The sequence below is a fragment of the Desulfofundulus sp. JL263-se genome, from assembly GCF_056316025.1.
Genome location: NZ_CM149993.1, coordinates 1,291,373 through 1,306,252 on the forward strand (window position 1 = coordinate 1,291,373; position 14,880 = coordinate 1,306,252).

Consider the following 14,880-nt stretch of genomic DNA (forward strand, 5'->3'; position numbering starts at 1 on the left):
GAGGAAAGTTGATGAAAGTTATATCAGCGAATCAAAAAAACTTTTTCCTCACCGGAATGCCTGGATCGGGCAAAACCACGGTAATAATCAGGCTTGCCCGGCTTTTGGGAAATAAAGCAAGTGGTTTTTATACAAGTGAAATTCGCGTTGAAGGTAGACGTAAAGGGTTTGAGGTTGTCACCTTGGGCGGGAAAAGGGCAATTCTTGCCCATGTGGATTTTTCCTCGAGGTATCGTGTTGGCAAGTACGGCGTGAAGCCGGAAAGCTTAACGGATGCTATTGGTGAAATAAAACAGGCTATTAAGCAAAATAAACCCAAATGCCTGCTTATTGACGAAATAGGCAAGATGGAACTTTTTGCCCCCGGATTTCAAGAAATGGTCTTAGCGGCTGTAAATTCTCCTTTGCCCGTTGTGGCTACCATTTTAGTTAAACCACATCCTTTTTGCGATGCTTTAAAGGGACGTTCGGATGTCAGGTTAATTAAAGTTAACCCTCAAAATCGCGAACTGTTACCCGAGGAACTTTATAATGTAATAATTGCCCATTTGCCTCAATCACCTTGTTAGGAGATTTAGGAGATGATAAAAATGTTAAAATTCAGAGGGCACCACCTTATTTGTTTGCACTTTTTTAAGGGAGAGGGTTACAACCGGGAATTTGTTGAAAATCTCAAGGATTTAGTTGAAAGGGCAGAGAAAGGGGAAGAAATAGAAGTAGTTGCAGGTGCCGATGATGTGTGCCGGTTATGCCCGTATCTAACGGGTGGCAGGTGTATGCACAAGGATGACGCTGATGCGGAAATTAAAAAACTTGATAATATGGCCATAAATTATCTTGGGGTTTCAATAGGTGAAAAGGTGAAGTGGGGGGAAATAAAAAACAAAATTAATTTTGCTTCAAAAAAATTCTTTTCTGCTTTTTGCAATGACTGCGACTGGGAAAAGGTTTGTACCAGAGCAAGATAATATTAAAATATTAAAGTTAGTTTTAAAGTTAGTTCCTATTTTTCAGGTTTGGGGGCTTTTTCATTATGTACGACATGGGAACAAATCCAATGGTAGTTCTTCTTACCGATTTCGGGAATGACTCCTATGTTGGAGTTCTGAAGGGTGTTATACTTTCTATTTGTCCAAATGCCCAGCTGGTCGATCTAACTCACTATGTAACTCCCCAGAACATTCGCGAAGGGGCCTGGCTCCTTTTATCTAACTATTTTTATTTCCCTGAAAGAAGCATATTTCTTGCCGTTGTTGACCCCGGGGTGGGGACAGGGCGAAAATCCCTGGCCATAAAAACAAAAGACTATTATTTCATAGGTCCTGATAACGGTTTACTTTACCCTGCCGCTACTAAGGCAGGGATTATGGATGTTATCGAACTGAACGTGCCGCCGGATGCCAGTCCCACCTTCCACGGCCGGGACGTTTTTGCGCCTGCCGCGGCAAAATTGGCCGCCGGTATGCCGCTCCACCAATTGGGTAAGCCGGCTGTGCCTGAGGTTTGCTTCAATTTTTACTTGGCCGGAAGGGAGGGGGAAATAGTTACCATTGACCATTTTGGAAATATAATTACCAATGTACCTCCCTTGTCATGCCGGCAAAGTTACATGGTAAGCCTGGCGAGAAGAGAAAAAACTTATTTTGAACAGAAATTGCCTTATTATCCCCTTTATGCCAGCGCCCCGGGTGATACATTGTTTTTAATCACTGGTTCCAGCGGGACCCTAGAGATATCTATAAAAAACGGGTCGGCGGCTTCACGTTTAGAGGTACAGATTGCGGACAGGGCAGTTATTGAGTAATGCAAGGTTCCTGATTACCGGGGCTGGGTCTAGGATAATGAGGGCAGGGATAGCTTTTTCCGGGTTAAAATGGAGGGATAATTTTTGATCGGTGAATATATTCCCCGCGATATTTTTAGGGCCATAATTAATTCAACTTATAATGCCATTATTATTATAGATAAAACCGGTAAGGTAATTGTTTTTAACAAACAGGCGGAAAAAATAGTAGGGTTAAAAGAAGAAGAGGTACTATCCCGTAACATTAAAGAGATCATTCCCAATACCGGTCTTTTGAAGGTATTAGAAACAGGTAAGCCGGAGATAAGCCAGAAAATAGTAATTAATAATTATGTTTGTGTAAGTCACCGCACACCTATTACTTATAATTCAGAGATCCTGGGTGCCATAGTTGTCTTCCAGGATATCTCTGGCCTGGAAAAAATCACAAAAGAATTAAAGAGTTATACTTCCCTGGTTGAAGAGTTGGAGGCTATAATTGAGTCTTCCAGTGACGGGATATACGTAACGGATGGAAACGGTTATACCATTAGAGTTAATTCGGCATATGAAAAAATTACTGGCATTAAAAGAGAAGAAGTGCTTGGTAAACACATGAAAGATCTGGTTGAACAGGGTTTTTACTCCCAGTCTGTAACTCTTCTTGTTCTTCGAAACAAAAAGCCGACCACTATAATGCAAAGAATAAAAGACAATAAAGATGTTATGGTCACCGGTGTTCCGGTAATAAATGAATCCGGCGATATCAAGTTTGTGGTTACCAGTGTCAGGGACGTTACTACCTTGACCCAACTGCAGCAGGAATTGCAAAATACCAAGGCACTTAGCAATATATACCAGGAACAATTAAAACATTTAAAATCTTCCAATTTGGTTGTTAAAAGTCCTAGAATGATTGAGCTGCTTTCCTATGCTAAACAAGTGGCCCCGTACCCCACAACGATTCTCATTCAAGGTGAGTCCGGGGTGGGAAAGGAATTGGTTGCGGAATTTATACATAAAAACAGTAAGAGGGCGGATAGCAATTTTATTAAGGTGAACTGCGGGGCTATACCGGAAAACTTGTTGGAATCAGAATTGTTCGGGTACGAAGGGGGTGCCTTCACGGGGGCGCAAAGCAAGGGTAAACCGGGAATGTTTGAGTTGGCGCATAACGGTACAATATTGCTAGATGAGATTGCAGAACTTCCCTCTAATCTGCAAGTAAAACTATTGCGAGTTTTACAGGAAAACGAGGTAATCCGGTTGGGGGGAGTTAAACCAAAAAAAATTAACGTGCGTGTAATTTCAGCTACTAATAAAGATCTGGAGTCCTTGGTCCAGAAAGGTCTGTTCCGGGAAGATCTGTTTTACCGCTTGAATGTTATAAATATAAAAGTACCGCCGTTGAGGGAAAGGCCCGAAGATATAATGTTTTTGGCTAATTATTTCCTTGAAACGTTTAATAAAAATTATAATTTAAACAAAAGGTTCAGCCCGGAAGTAAAAGACTATTTTGAGAATTATAAATGGCCGGGGAATGTCAGGGAATTAAAAAATCTGATAGAAAATTTGGTAGTATCTGTTTCCGGAGATATAATTACTGGTATGGATCTGCCCAAAAGAATGACAGGTGGCGGGGAAACGGTGTTTCGGGAAGAAGACGAGTTGATTCCTCTTCAGGAATCAGTGAGGCGGGCGGAGATTAAATCAATACAAAGAGCGTTGCGGGAAACCAATTCCCTGAGAGAAGCAGCCAAGCTGTTAAAGGTAAGTCATTCTACGTTATCCCGGAAAATAAAAAAATATAATTTGGATGGTCTGGTGCAAAAGTGAACCACGTGGTGCACATTTGAACCGGGATATATAAAAAACATGGTGCATTTATGCACCATGTTTTTTATATAATCGGAAAATTCACCAAAACTCTGTACAGGCACGAGACTTGCACATATTGTATTTCCCAAAAGGGGGTGAGACCCATTTTAGGACTTCACGGAAAAATTCTGGTAATTGACCTGAATACCGGGGAAAGTACAACCAGAAGCATTCCGGACGAGATATGCCGGAAGTTCCTCGGCGGAAAGGGGTTGGGAACTTATCTTTTAAATGAATATGTTGAAGGGGACACCGATCCTTTATCGGAAAAAAACTGCCTAATTTTCACCGTTGGCCCGCTAACTGACAGCGGGATGTTCGGTTCCAACCGCTACGGTGTTTTTTCCAAATCTCCCTTAACCGGCTGCTACGCCGAATCGTATTCCGGGGGAAATGTTGCCCCGGCAATGAAAAGAACAGGATACGATGCCATCGTAATAAAAGGAAAGTGCCAAAAGCCCTCCTATCTTGTAATAAGTGATGCGGGAATATCCTTAAAGGATGCCGGTAACATCTGGGGCCTGGACACCTACCGGGCGCAGGATATGCTGCTCAAAGAAGTGGGGAAGGAAAATGCCCGGGCCGTAGTTATCGGTCCCGCCGGCGAGAACCTGGTGCGCTTTGCCTGTATTGAAAACGATTACTGGCGTTCGGCAGGCCGTACCGGGCTGGGGGCCGTGATGGGATCAAAAAAATTAAAGGGAATTGTTTTTTACGGTGATTCCAGGCCGCAACTGAACGCCCCCGAAAAATTAAAAGAATACTATAAGGATTTTGCCCAAAAAAATAAAGATGACAAAGGGGTAAATTCCTACAAAACCTACGGAACAACTGCCCTGGTTTCCCTGTTGAATTCCGTGGGCGGTTTTCCCACTAACTACTGGCGGCAGGGAACTGCAAGTCACTGGAAACAAATAAGTGGTGAATACCTATTGGAAAATTTCGAGGTTAAATCCCGCTCCTGCCCGCCCTGCCTGATGTCCTGCGGGAAACTCACCAGGGTAAAGTCGGGTAAATACGAAGGCTTGACCGTGGAAGGCCCGGAATACGAAACCATATATGCCTTTGGCGGTTTATGCAATATAGAAAAACTGGAAGATATAATCTACCTGAATGACCTTTGTGACCGCTACGGAATTGACACCATTTCCACCGGAAACATTATTGCGTTTGCCCTTTATGCGGCGGAAAAGAAACTGCTGGAACTGCCGGCGGGAAGCAGAATGGAGCAAGTTGTTCAACTGCTTGAGTCAATTGTATACCGGCAGGGAATAGGGACAATAATGGCCGAAGGGATAAAGCTTTTCGGCCGGGATTTAGGCCTGGAAGACGAGGCCGTTCACGTTAAAGGATTGGAGCCGGCGGGGTACGACCCGAGGCGCCTTAAAGGGATGGGCTTGGCCTACGCAACTGCCACCAGGGGTGCCTGCCACCTGCGGGCCACCTTTTACAAGCCGGAACTGGCCGGCATGATAGACCCGCAAACCACGGACGGCAAGGCCCGGTTGTTTGTGGACTTTGAAAACAGGCTGGCCGTTTTTGACGCCCTGATTATGTGCAGGTTTTACCGCGATATAGTGGGCTGGGGAGAAATAAAAGATTTACTGGAACTGGTAACCGGGTATGTTTATAGCATTGATGAAATGCGGGCCATGGCAAGCCGTATTATTACGGAGACACGCCGGTTTAATTATAGATGCGGGTTGAGCAAAAAGGACGATAAATTGCCGAAAGTATTTTTCGAACAGCCCCTGGGAGATAAGGGGTACGTGCTGACAGAGGATGAAATGGAAAAAATGCTTACCGAGTACTACTTGCTGCGCGGGTGGGGTAAGGACGGAAATCCCTTTTAAATAAGAGGCGAGAGAAGGGGGTTAAGGTTAAATTGAACATGGATTTTGGCTGGTACAGCCCTATAAATATTATTTTCGGTAGTGGAAAAATAAAGCAGATCGGAGAAGAAATTAAAAGATTTAAAGCAAAAAAAGTGCTTATGATAACCGATAAAGGGCTGGAGAAAGCCGGCATAACCGAAAAGATTGTAAAACACATACCCGAGAACGTAGAGTGTGAAGTTTATACGGATGTTATTCCCGAGCCTCCCATGGGAAGTATTGAAGATTGTGCCAACAAAGCTAAAAACGGCGATTTCGACCTGATAATAGGCCTTGGCGGGGGTAGTTCTATTGATGTTGCAAAACTAGTTTCTGTATTGGCAACAAATGAAAAGCCCCTTCCGGAATTGTGCGGGGTGGACAATGTGGAAAAAGAAGGGCTGCCCACGATCATGGTCCCCACTACCGCGGGAACCGGTTCGGAAGTAACGCCGATTGCCATTGTAACCAACGAAAAGGAGCATTTAAAAGTAGGTATAGTAAGCAGGTATTTATTCGCAGATTGTGCCATTTGCGATCCGGAACTAACCATGTCAATGCCGCCGCATATTACAGCTGCTACCGGCATGGATGCTTTAACCCACGCTGTGGAGGCATATATATCGGTAAATGCCACCCCTGTAAGTGACATATTGGCGCTGGAAGCAGTCAGGGTAATACATGCCTTCCTTCGCAAGGCTTTTGCAAACGGTGAAGATAAACAGGCCCGGGAGAAAATGCTCTACGGCGCTTTGTTGGCCGGTATGGCCTTTGCAAATGCAGGCGTAGGCGCGGTTCACGCCCTTGCCTATCCCCTGGGAGGAGAATATAAAATAGCGCACGGGGTCAGCAATGCCTTGCTGCTGCCCTACGTATTGGAAACAAATATGATAGCCTGCCTGGGCAGGCTGGCCCGCGTGGGTGAAGCAATGGGGGTTGTGGATGAATACGCTCCCTTGCGGGAAAAAGCCGAACAAACTGTTGAAGCTATCAAGGTTCTTTCTTCGGATGTTGAAATACCGGGAAGCCTTAAGGATGTGAACATTCCCGAAGAAGCGTTGCCCAAACTTGCCGCTTCAGCGATAAACGTTACCAGACTTCTGGCAAATAACCCGAGAAAACTAAGCGAAGAGAAAATTTTGGAGATTTACAAGAGGGCTTACGGTAATTAAAAATTCTTTTTGATCAAATAAGTAAGGCGGGCTATTATCCCGCTATGCCAAAAAAAATCAAAATATTATATTGGTACGAGGTGAAAATATGAGAGAATTGAGACCTCATGGAGCCGAGCAACCTTACATACCAGCGGGCCCGTTCAAAATAAGGTTGCCTAGAATTCATTACAGGTGGGAGTGGGCCGATTATATTCAAGGACTGGTAATGTGTGCTGTGTGCCTGTCTATAATACCGGTCCTTCAAGATGTATTGGGAATGCCCTTCGAGGTCGCCCTGGCCATTGTTGTATTAAACGGTCTTCTTTATTGCTTGCACGTATTACTTGGCGACCCGGTAGTACCGGGATGGATTACACCGGCAATACCTCTCCTTATTGCGTATGTTTCGACGTTTCCGGAAGGTCCTGAACGGGTACAGGCACTGGTGGCTTTTGAAGTCACCCTGGGCTTATTTGCAATCTTTTTGGGAGCTACCGGGCTAGCTAAGAAGTTAATCAGTTTCGTTCCACAGGCTATTAAATCGGGAGTTGTGATGGGTGCCGGTTTTGCAGCGGTATACATGATTTTCCAAGAAGGCGGGCGATTTGAAAAGTTCCCCTGGACGATCTCTATTTGCATTGGTCTCGCTTTTTACCTTATTTTTTCGCAATCATATAAAGTTCTCGGTACCAAAAATGGATTCTTTAAATTGCTTGGCAATTTAGGAATATTACCATCCATTTTACTGGCAATTGTGGTTGCCCCACTGGTAGGAGAGACTACTTGGCCAACTATAGAGTGGGGAATTTCAAAACCTGATTTTATCGCTCTTTGGAGAGATTGGACGCCTTTCGGTGCCATTGGCTGGCCCAGTATCTCCATGTTTATTGCTGCAATCCCTACTGTTTTTGCCTCATATATTGTATTGTTCGGCGATGTGGTGCAGAGCCAGGCTTTAATTAAAGATGCCGACATAGTCAGAGACGACGAAAAGATAGACTATAACCCAAACAGGGCACACCTGGTTTTTGGCGCAAGGAATACCTTAATGGGAATGTTCGGCCCGGATATTTCTATGTGCGGCCCACTGTGGGCAGCCATGCAGGTAGTTGTTTGCGAGAGATACAAGCAAGGGCGAAAGGCAATGGATTCGTTATTCGGAGGGGCAGGTTGTTTCAGGTGGGGAACTTTAACAGGATATTTCTTGTTGCCCATAGTTACACTTACCAAGCCCATTTTACCGGTGGCGCTTGCCCTTACCATGTTGGTGCAGGGATTTGTAAGTGTGCGGATAGGTGCCATGGAAACCCGCAGCTTTAAAGATCTGGGTATCGCAGGCGTTATGGGAGCCGTGCTGATGGCAAAGGGCGCGGCATATGGATTTGCCGTTGGTATTCTCCTGTGCCTGTTGATTTATGGTAAAAACTTTTTTAAGGGCGATGTTGAGTCTGCACCCATCTGGGCTGAGCATATAATCAAGCAGCAAGAAGAAAAAGAAGGGGAAATAAGAAATCTTTCCGGGAAAGGTGCTACGGCTTAAGGTCATGGGAAAATATGCTAGCTAATTTTAAAACAGGTCCTGCCTATTGGCAGGACCTTTATTTAACGAAAAATCTGGCTTCATAAAGCGTTGGCAATAAAATATATTTAGAAAATAAAAAAATCTACTTTTCCAACATAATATTTCGGTAAAAAACTTTATTAAACTGTTGCTTTTGAGAAGATTCCATGTTAATTTTAAGTACTTGGGTGAGAAACCCCTTAAAAACTTACAGAAAGGGACCTTAAAGATTATGTCTGTTCTACACGTACTACTAATTCTGGTTACGGGCATTGTGGCGGGTTTTTTAAACGTAGTAGGCGGGGGCGGTTCCCTGTTAACCATGCCCATGCTTATTTTTTTGGGATTGCCCTCTGCCACTGCCAACGGGACAAATCGCATTGCCTTAATGGTGCAAAATATTATAGCTATTGCTAACTTTAGGCGTAAGGGTTTTTTCGACTTTAAGCTGGGGCTGCTGTTGGGTGTTCCCGCAGTAATGGGTTCCATAGTAGGCGCCCGCTTTGCCATTACGCTGCCCGACGAGGTTTTTAATAAGATACTGGCTGTAATAATGCTGCTTGTGCTGAGTGCCATCATCTGGTGCCCCGAAAAGAAACTAGAGGAGGGGGAAGAAAGTCTGAAGCCCGGACGCCGGTTAATAGCCGTCCTGGCCTTTTTTCTGGTTGGATTTTACGGCGGGTTTATCCAGGCAGGCGTGGGATTTATTATTATAGCCAGCCTGACGCTTATTACCGGAATGTCGCTGGTTAGAATTAACAGCATTAAAGTGCTGGTGGTGGCCATTTACATGCTGTCATCCCTGCTTGTATTTATTTTCAGCGGTAAAGTGAATTGGATACTGGGCTTTACCCTGGCCATCGGTAACGGTATCGGGGCATATCTGGGCAGTAATTTTGCCGTTGCCAAGGGCGATAAGTGGATCAAAGTGATTTTGGTGGTCACGGTTCTTATTATGTGTGCCAAGCTGCTGGGACTTACTCCTTTTTAGCGCAGTTAGTTGGGGCAGATAACCCGGGATACTAATTCCGGGGTAAAGATATACTACATATTTATGTTATAAATTACCATTATAATTCCTTTTAAAAGGGCCATAATAAAAATGTCGGGTTCGTAATGGCCGAGCCAAGATCGTTGCAGGGTCGAAAGGCTCTGTAACGGTCGGCCAAAGGTTAGTACCGGGTCGATGGGCTCGGTATTAGCCGGAGGGAAGACCGGTGGATGTTCTGAAAGGCTATATTGCAGTCCTTCGGACTGCAATATGGTCATAAAGAATATCCATTGGTCGAGCTAAGATTATCATGGGTATCGATTTGTCTGTATTGCCATAGAGGTATGGTTTTATATAGCGCGGGGTTTGCAGTGGCCGAGAGGCTACTGCAGGCTCCTGAGATATCCGTGGTAGTCGAGCAAAGGTCATTGCGGGTGTCGTAATGGTCTGCGGCAGCCGAAAGGTTGCCGCGGGCTACGTGGATATTCGCAGTGGCTGTAGCGCAGGTCATTACGGGCTCACACCCCTTGAAACCCTCTTCCTTTGGAAGGGGGTTTCTTATTTACCTTTGGGTTTGTTATATATTTTCGTATTTTGTCGTTATACTGACAGAAACATTGCGTAAATTGAATAAAATATAACTGAGAACGAGCCTATTAAGGTACTGGTAAAAACCTCCTTATTAAAACCTCCTATTTCTTTTAAAAAGCCCCGTGTAAGGGGCGTTTTTTTCTTAGAATCCTTTAGCGGGGCCCGGGTTAGTTATTGCATTTCATCCTTTTTCCGTCTCAATTTTTTTGCTATAATTTGCCCGGTAAATATAATTAGCAGGGCAGCCATGGCTCCAATAGTATCTCGCAGCAAATCGGCAATTTCCGGCCGCCTAGTGGGGACGAAGGCCTGGTGAAATTCGTCGGTAACACCGTATATAATTGTGAGCCCCAGGGTAGCTACAAATGGTCTTTTTGTCCCTGATTGATTAAAAGAATTAAAAGCAAGCAAGGCCAGTATAAAATATGCTGCAATATGTCCCGGGTTAAAGTTTTCGATAAAAGGAAAAGTTAAGCGAAGTTCGCTGCTTGTTTGGGCGGAAAAATAAAAAATTAGCATCATCCAGGCTATTGTTGGCAGCCAGTAGATAAACCTAAAAATACCTGATCATCCTTTCCTGTGGTTAATCTCAGTAATTATAACAATTAAGGTGTTAACCGGTAAAGGTAAATTCCAGGTATAGTTGTGGTATCATATTAAATAACGTTATATTTTGGGAGGGCTGGGATTGCGGTTTATTTTAATTATAATATCTACTTTGGCGGTAGATCAGGTTTCCAAGTATCTTATACAGGCCCATATGCTTCGCGGTGAATCAATTCCCATAATTCCCCCGGTGTTTTACCTTACTTATATTCAGAATCCCGGTGCCGCCTTTGGCATTTTGGCCAATCAAACAATGTTTTTTATAACGGTAACTTTTATTGTAATAGGAGGTATACTGCTGGGTTACAGGTATATACCTCCTACCAAGGAACCGGTACGTATCGCTCTGGGTTTAATTATGGGCGGGGCATTGGGAAATCTCATTGACCGCTTGCGCCTGGGCAGGGTGGTAGACTTTTTGGATTTTCGCGTTTGGCCCGTTTTTAATCTGGCCGATACCGCCATTGTGTTGGGAACCGGTATCCTTATATGGTTTGTTTGGAAATCCGATAGGGAAAAGGAGAAGGTGGACGGGGATGCCGAGGGTTAACACCTTCATTGTAGATGAAAACAACTCGGGACAGAGGCTTGATGTTTTCCTGGCGAAGCAGGATTTGGGGCTTAGCCGCTCCCGCGTCCAAAAGCTGGTAGCAGAGAAAATGATAAAAGTTAACGGAAAAAATGTTGCACGTTCCAGTTATAAAGTGCGCCTGGGAGATAATATTTTGGTGGAAGTTCCTCCGCCAAAGGAGTTGAAAGTGGAGCCCGAGAAAATTCCTTTGGATATATATTATGAGGATTCCGATGTGGTGGTGATCAATAAGCCCAGGGGCCTGGTGGTTCACCCAGCGGAGGGAAACTGGCATGGCACCCTGGTAAACGCGCTTTTATACCATTGCAAGGATCTATCGGGAATAAGCGGAGAGATCCGCCCGGGCATAGTACACCGCCTGGATAAAGATACTTCCGGCCTTTTAATGGTAGCCAAAAATGATGCTGCACACCTTAAACTGGCGGAACAACTGAAGGAACGCGAAGTTGTTCGGCGTTACCTGGCCCTTGTTCACGGCCGGGTTAAGGCTGACCGGGGTAAAATTGACGCTCCCATTGGCAGGCATCCAGTGGACAGAAAGAAAATGGCCGTTGTTGGGCGTAATTCCAGGGAAGCGGTGACCCATTACAGGGTGTTGGAGCGGAAGTCCAATTACACTCTGGTGGACCTGAGGCTGGAGACGGGGCGTACCCACCAGATAAGGGTGCACATGGCATATATTAACCACCCTGTAGTGGGGGATACCTGCTATGGCCCGGCAAAGCCCCATTTTGACCTGGAGGGGCAATTTTTACACGCTTACAGGCTCGGTTTCCTGCACCCGCGCACGGGGGAGTATCTAGAGTTTAATGCACCTCTTCCCGGGGTACTCGTAAAAATTTTAAATGAAATTGCCATTCCGGTCCCCGAGGTCAGGGCTTTAGCAACCTGATAACCTCCAGGAATAATGCGGCTATCCCTGCCGCCATAAGCGGGCCCACAGGGATGCCGCCTAAAAAGATAATGCCAAGTATAGAGCCCAGCACAAGGCCGAAAATAAGTTCGGGGTCAAGTTGCAGCAGCTTGAGTCCCTTGGAGTTGAGATGGGTGGCCAGCGCTCCTCCCAGTATGGCTATCAGTCCCGGCAATGATTTCAGATTATATAATAAATCTTTTTCCGTAACCTTGCCGGTGGCCACGGGTACCAAAATGGAGAGTAAAAGAAAAAGAAGGCCGATTTCCAGACCCCTCTTTTCCAAGAGAGGAAAAACAAAATCAAGCTTTGCCAGCTTTAATAGAAGCAGCATGCATGCTGCCATGGCTATAAGGTTGGACCTGGCAGTAACGCCTACCAGCAGTAGGGCTACAAGGATAGGTATTCCTGACATGGTATTCCGTCCTTTGGGGACAAGATGATTATTAATAACTTATGTTAGTTGTTTGGGAGATATAACCAAAAAGGAAGCCGCCCTAAAAAGGCGGCGTTATAAGGTTCTATTCCGCTGTTGCACAAACAGCCTTCAGAGTGTCGGCCCGCAGGCCCACACGAAGTGCTTCCAGGGCTATTACCTCGTGAGGGGTAATATTACCCAGATTAACATTACAGCCGAAGCGCAAAATCATGTCTTGCTGTTGCTCTTTCCGTGGTGTTTCCCAAATGACCAGTTTGGGGTCTCTTATTCCCTCCAATAGTTGTCTTAAATCATCCTCAACAATGTTGCCCGCGGCATCATAAAGCCCCACATTTTTCCCTGATTCGCGTCCTTCCAGAATGACTTTACATGCCCCGCATTCCAGGTCTCTTAGCGCCACCTCAATCAGTTTGGCTATAGATGGCCTTTGTTTTCCCTCTTTTTTTCCTACTTCCGTCAGCACCTTAAAGTCCATATCGGCGGCCATTTTTATAGCTTTTTCTCTCACCTCTTTACTCATGGTTATGGTGCCGTCGCTAACCTCAATGGCGGTAAAACCTAATTCCTTTGCCATTTGTAGGTATTCGGGAAGCTTATTTTGTAAAATGGCCACTTCAGGCGCGTAGAATCAAATGGAGTAAAAAAATATTCTTCCTGCAGGCCGCTCAGCACTTGAGATCCAGGCGTATATCCAGCTGAATCTTGGTGGACGCCCCGTAGCCCCGGGCGTTGTCCGTGCGCCGGACATAAATCCCGTTTAAGACACCGGTTAGGAGTTCTCTTTTTTCATCAAAAGCCAGGGTTTTCGGGTCACTTATGGATTGCAGTTGCTTAACTATACTGTCTACCACGTCCTTACCAGTACCGGTGCTGGCCAGTTCTTGCTGCAGTCTCAACCGTTTCTCTTTAAGTTCAAGCAGTTTAATTTTTATTTCCTTCAATTCCTTTTCGGCTTCCAGTTCGCTTATTAGTTCTTCCCGGAACCATTTGGTTATTTTTTTACGTTTGTTGAGCAAATTATTCTCTTCACGTGCCAGCTCTTCCAGGATTAGCCTGCCGTCAACGAATTTGGCTTTGCTTCTGCCGTTGTAGATTTTTTCTATTTCCTTACGCATAGCCTTTTCATCACAACTGATTAAACCGCTGATAAATGACCAGACCTCCTTTTCAATCACATGGACGGGTATGGTTCTGGCAGGACACTTAGCACTTTCACAACTGTTGTTGGCAATGTAAAACCTGCGCTCGTTAGGTTTGTCTTTGGGACAAACATAATATGCCGGTACCTTTTTATTGTTGCGTACCCGCTCAGGGTTGATGGCCAAGCGGCGTCCACAGTGAGCACAGAATACCAATCCCTGTAAAAGATACTTATGTTTAGTATTGCGCCGGCTGTTATGGAAATTTTTCTGCAGTTTTCGCTGAGCTGCGTCAAAGGTTCCCTGGCCAATAATCGGGGGAACCGGTACCGCCAGCCACTCACTTTCAGGTCTTTTGGTTACCTCAATGGTGTGTGGGCCGATTTTCCTTTTTCTTTCGCGGTAGAAATAAGCCGTGCCCGTATAAATAGGGTTTTTTAGTATCTTGTAGACAGTAGCCTTGGCCCACGAATCCCCGGCCCGGCGGGGCGGTTTTATTCCCAGTTGAGCCAGTTTCTTTGCAATGGCTACTCCGCCCATAGGACCGCGAATTTCATCACCGTAGAGAAACCAGTGGAAGATTTTACGAACCACTTTGGCTTCCTCTTCATTAATAATATACTTGCTTTGCTCTTTATCATAAGAGTAGCCGTATACGTGGCTATTCAGTGGAATTTTCCCGGCCAGAACCTTTGCCCTGCGGCCCATCATGGTGCGCTCCCGGATTACTTCTCTCTCGTAATCGGAAATTACGCCCTGCATATTCATCAGCAGCCGGCCTTCGGGTGTATTTTGCCAGTCGAAAGTCAGAAATTTTAACTGAGCGCCCGATTTAAGTATTTCCTCAGTCAGGATAAGCTGATGGGTAATATTTCTGGAAAGACGGTCCGGGCTCTTGGTTATAACAACATCAAAGCATTTCTGTTTCAGAGCGTGCCTTAGTTTTTCCAGCCCCGGCCGCTCGAGGAATGCCCCGGACTCGTTATCCACGAATTCTTTGATTACCGTAGCGCCCAGTTCCCTAGCCTTTTCGCGACATTTTTTCAGCTGGTCGGGAATGGAATAACCGGATTCAGCCTGTTCCCTTGTGGAGACGCGACAGTAAATCGCGGCCCGCAATCACTTTCACCCTTTACATCATTGTTGTAATATTGAGCTGTTTTTTCATGTTTTGTGTCATGCCGGTGAATAAGGGCTATGAAACCGCTGGAGTCGATAGAAACTTTAGAGGGGCTATAAGTCCTCCTTGTAAATTTTGCGAACCCTTGAAGTCTATCAACTACCAACCCGTCAATCACCACCTTAATTGAATTTAACAAACAAATTTTACCATATTCTGTAATATCCTTCTCTTTCATT

The 14,880-nt window shown here is 45.1% G+C and carries 15 protein-coding genes; 10 read left to right on the top strand and 5 right to left on the bottom strand.

Annotated features, from left to right (window positions below; all coding sequences use genetic code 11):
- Positions 1 to 11 precede the first annotated feature (11 nt).
- From ACX4JR_RS06550 to ACX4JR_RS06585, 8 genes are all read left to right on the top strand, one after another.
- A complete protein-coding gene (locus tag ACX4JR_RS06550) occupies positions 12 to 569 on the top strand; it encodes an NTPase (RefSeq protein WP_476060217.1) in 558 nt (185 codons plus the stop codon).
- A 21-nt stretch (positions 570 to 590) separates the two neighbouring features.
- Positions 591 to 968, top strand: a complete 378-nt coding sequence (locus ACX4JR_RS06555; RefSeq protein ID WP_476060218.1) for a DUF1284 domain-containing protein — start codon at positions 591 to 593, stop codon at positions 966 to 968.
- Between the two features lie 65 nt (positions 969 to 1,033).
- Positions 1,034 to 1,804 carry an SAM hydrolase/SAM-dependent halogenase family protein gene (locus ACX4JR_RS06560; RefSeq protein ID WP_476060219.1) on the top strand — a complete coding sequence of 257 codons (771 nt, stop codon included), beginning with the start codon at positions 1,034 to 1,036 and terminating at the stop codon, positions 1,802 to 1,804.
- Positions 1,805 to 1,888: 84 nt separating this feature from the next.
- Positions 1,889 to 3,619 carry a sigma-54 interaction domain-containing protein gene (locus ACX4JR_RS06565; protein WP_476060220.1) on the top strand — a complete coding sequence of 577 codons (1,731 nt, stop codon included), beginning with the start codon at positions 1,889 to 1,891 and terminating at the stop codon, positions 3,617 to 3,619.
- Between the two features lie 50 nt (positions 3,620 to 3,669).
- A complete protein-coding gene (locus ACX4JR_RS06570) occupies positions 3,670 to 5,514 on the top strand; it encodes an aldehyde ferredoxin oxidoreductase family protein (RefSeq protein WP_476060221.1) in 1,845 nt (614 codons plus the stop codon).
- 38 nt (positions 5,515 to 5,552) lie between these two features.
- Complete coding sequence (locus tag ACX4JR_RS06575) at positions 5,553 to 6,707, top strand: iron-containing alcohol dehydrogenase (protein ID WP_476060485.1); 1,155 nt, start codon at positions 5,553 to 5,555, stop codon at positions 6,705 to 6,707.
- Positions 6,708 to 6,795: 88 nt separating this feature from the next.
- Positions 6,796 to 8,229 (top strand): hypothetical protein, encoded by a 1,434-nt coding sequence (locus ACX4JR_RS06580; RefSeq protein WP_476060222.1) that lies wholly within the window; start codon positions 6,796 to 6,798, stop codon positions 8,227 to 8,229.
- Between the two features lie 205 nt (positions 8,230 to 8,434).
- Entirely contained in the window at positions 8,435 to 9,241 is an 807-nt protein-coding gene (locus tag ACX4JR_RS06585; protein WP_476060223.1) for a sulfite exporter TauE/SafE family protein, read from the top strand.
- 762 nt (positions 9,242 to 10,003) lie between these two features.
- Here ACX4JR_RS06585 and ACX4JR_RS06590 read toward each other — a convergent pair.
- Positions 10,004 to 10,393, bottom strand: a complete 390-nt coding sequence (locus tag ACX4JR_RS06590) for a VanZ family protein (protein WP_476060486.1) — start codon at positions 10,391 to 10,393, stop codon at positions 10,004 to 10,006.
- A 127-nt stretch (positions 10,394 to 10,520) separates the two neighbouring features.
- Between ACX4JR_RS06590 and lspA the strand changes: the two genes are divergently transcribed.
- Together lspA and ACX4JR_RS06600 are read left to right on the top strand one after the other, a co-directional pair.
- Positions 10,521 to 10,988, top strand: coding sequence for a signal peptidase II (lspA, locus tag ACX4JR_RS06595; RefSeq protein WP_476060224.1), 468 nt, complete (start codon positions 10,521 to 10,523; stop codon positions 10,986 to 10,988).
- Complete coding sequence (locus ACX4JR_RS06600; protein ID WP_476060225.1) at positions 10,975 to 11,922, top strand: RluA family pseudouridine synthase; 948 nt, start codon at positions 10,975 to 10,977, stop codon at positions 11,920 to 11,922. Before lspA ends, ACX4JR_RS06600 begins: the two co-directional genes overlap by 14 nt.
- Here the strand turns inward: ACX4JR_RS06600 and ACX4JR_RS06605 are convergent.
- The 4 genes from ACX4JR_RS06605 to ACX4JR_RS06620 all read right to left on the bottom strand — a co-directional run bounded on the left by ACX4JR_RS06605 (position 11,903) and on the right by ACX4JR_RS06620 (position 14,879).
- The gene (locus ACX4JR_RS06605) at positions 11,903 to 12,358 is read right to left on the bottom strand and encodes a DUF441 domain-containing protein (RefSeq protein WP_476060226.1); all 456 of its coding nucleotides are present in this window, start codon (positions 12,356 to 12,358) and stop codon (positions 11,903 to 11,905) included. The two genes, ACX4JR_RS06600 and ACX4JR_RS06605, sit on opposite strands and share 20 nt — an antisense overlap.
- A 106-nt stretch (positions 12,359 to 12,464) precedes the next feature.
- The gene (locus ACX4JR_RS06610; protein WP_476060227.1) at positions 12,465 to 12,995 is read right to left on the bottom strand and encodes a phosphosulfolactate synthase; all 531 of its coding nucleotides are present in this window, start codon (positions 12,993 to 12,995) and stop codon (positions 12,465 to 12,467) included.
- Positions 12,996 to 13,047: 52 nt separating this feature from the next.
- Positions 13,048 to 14,640: a recombinase family protein gene (locus ACX4JR_RS06615; protein WP_476060228.1), complete on the bottom strand. Its 1,593-nt coding sequence runs from the start codon at positions 14,638 to 14,640 to the stop codon at positions 13,048 to 13,050.
- Positions 14,565 to 14,879, bottom strand: a complete 315-nt coding sequence (locus ACX4JR_RS06620; protein WP_476060229.1) for a hypothetical protein — start codon at positions 14,877 to 14,879, stop codon at positions 14,565 to 14,567. The genes ACX4JR_RS06615 and ACX4JR_RS06620 overlap by 76 nt, the downstream gene beginning before the upstream one ends.
- Position 14,880: the final 1 nt, after the last annotated feature.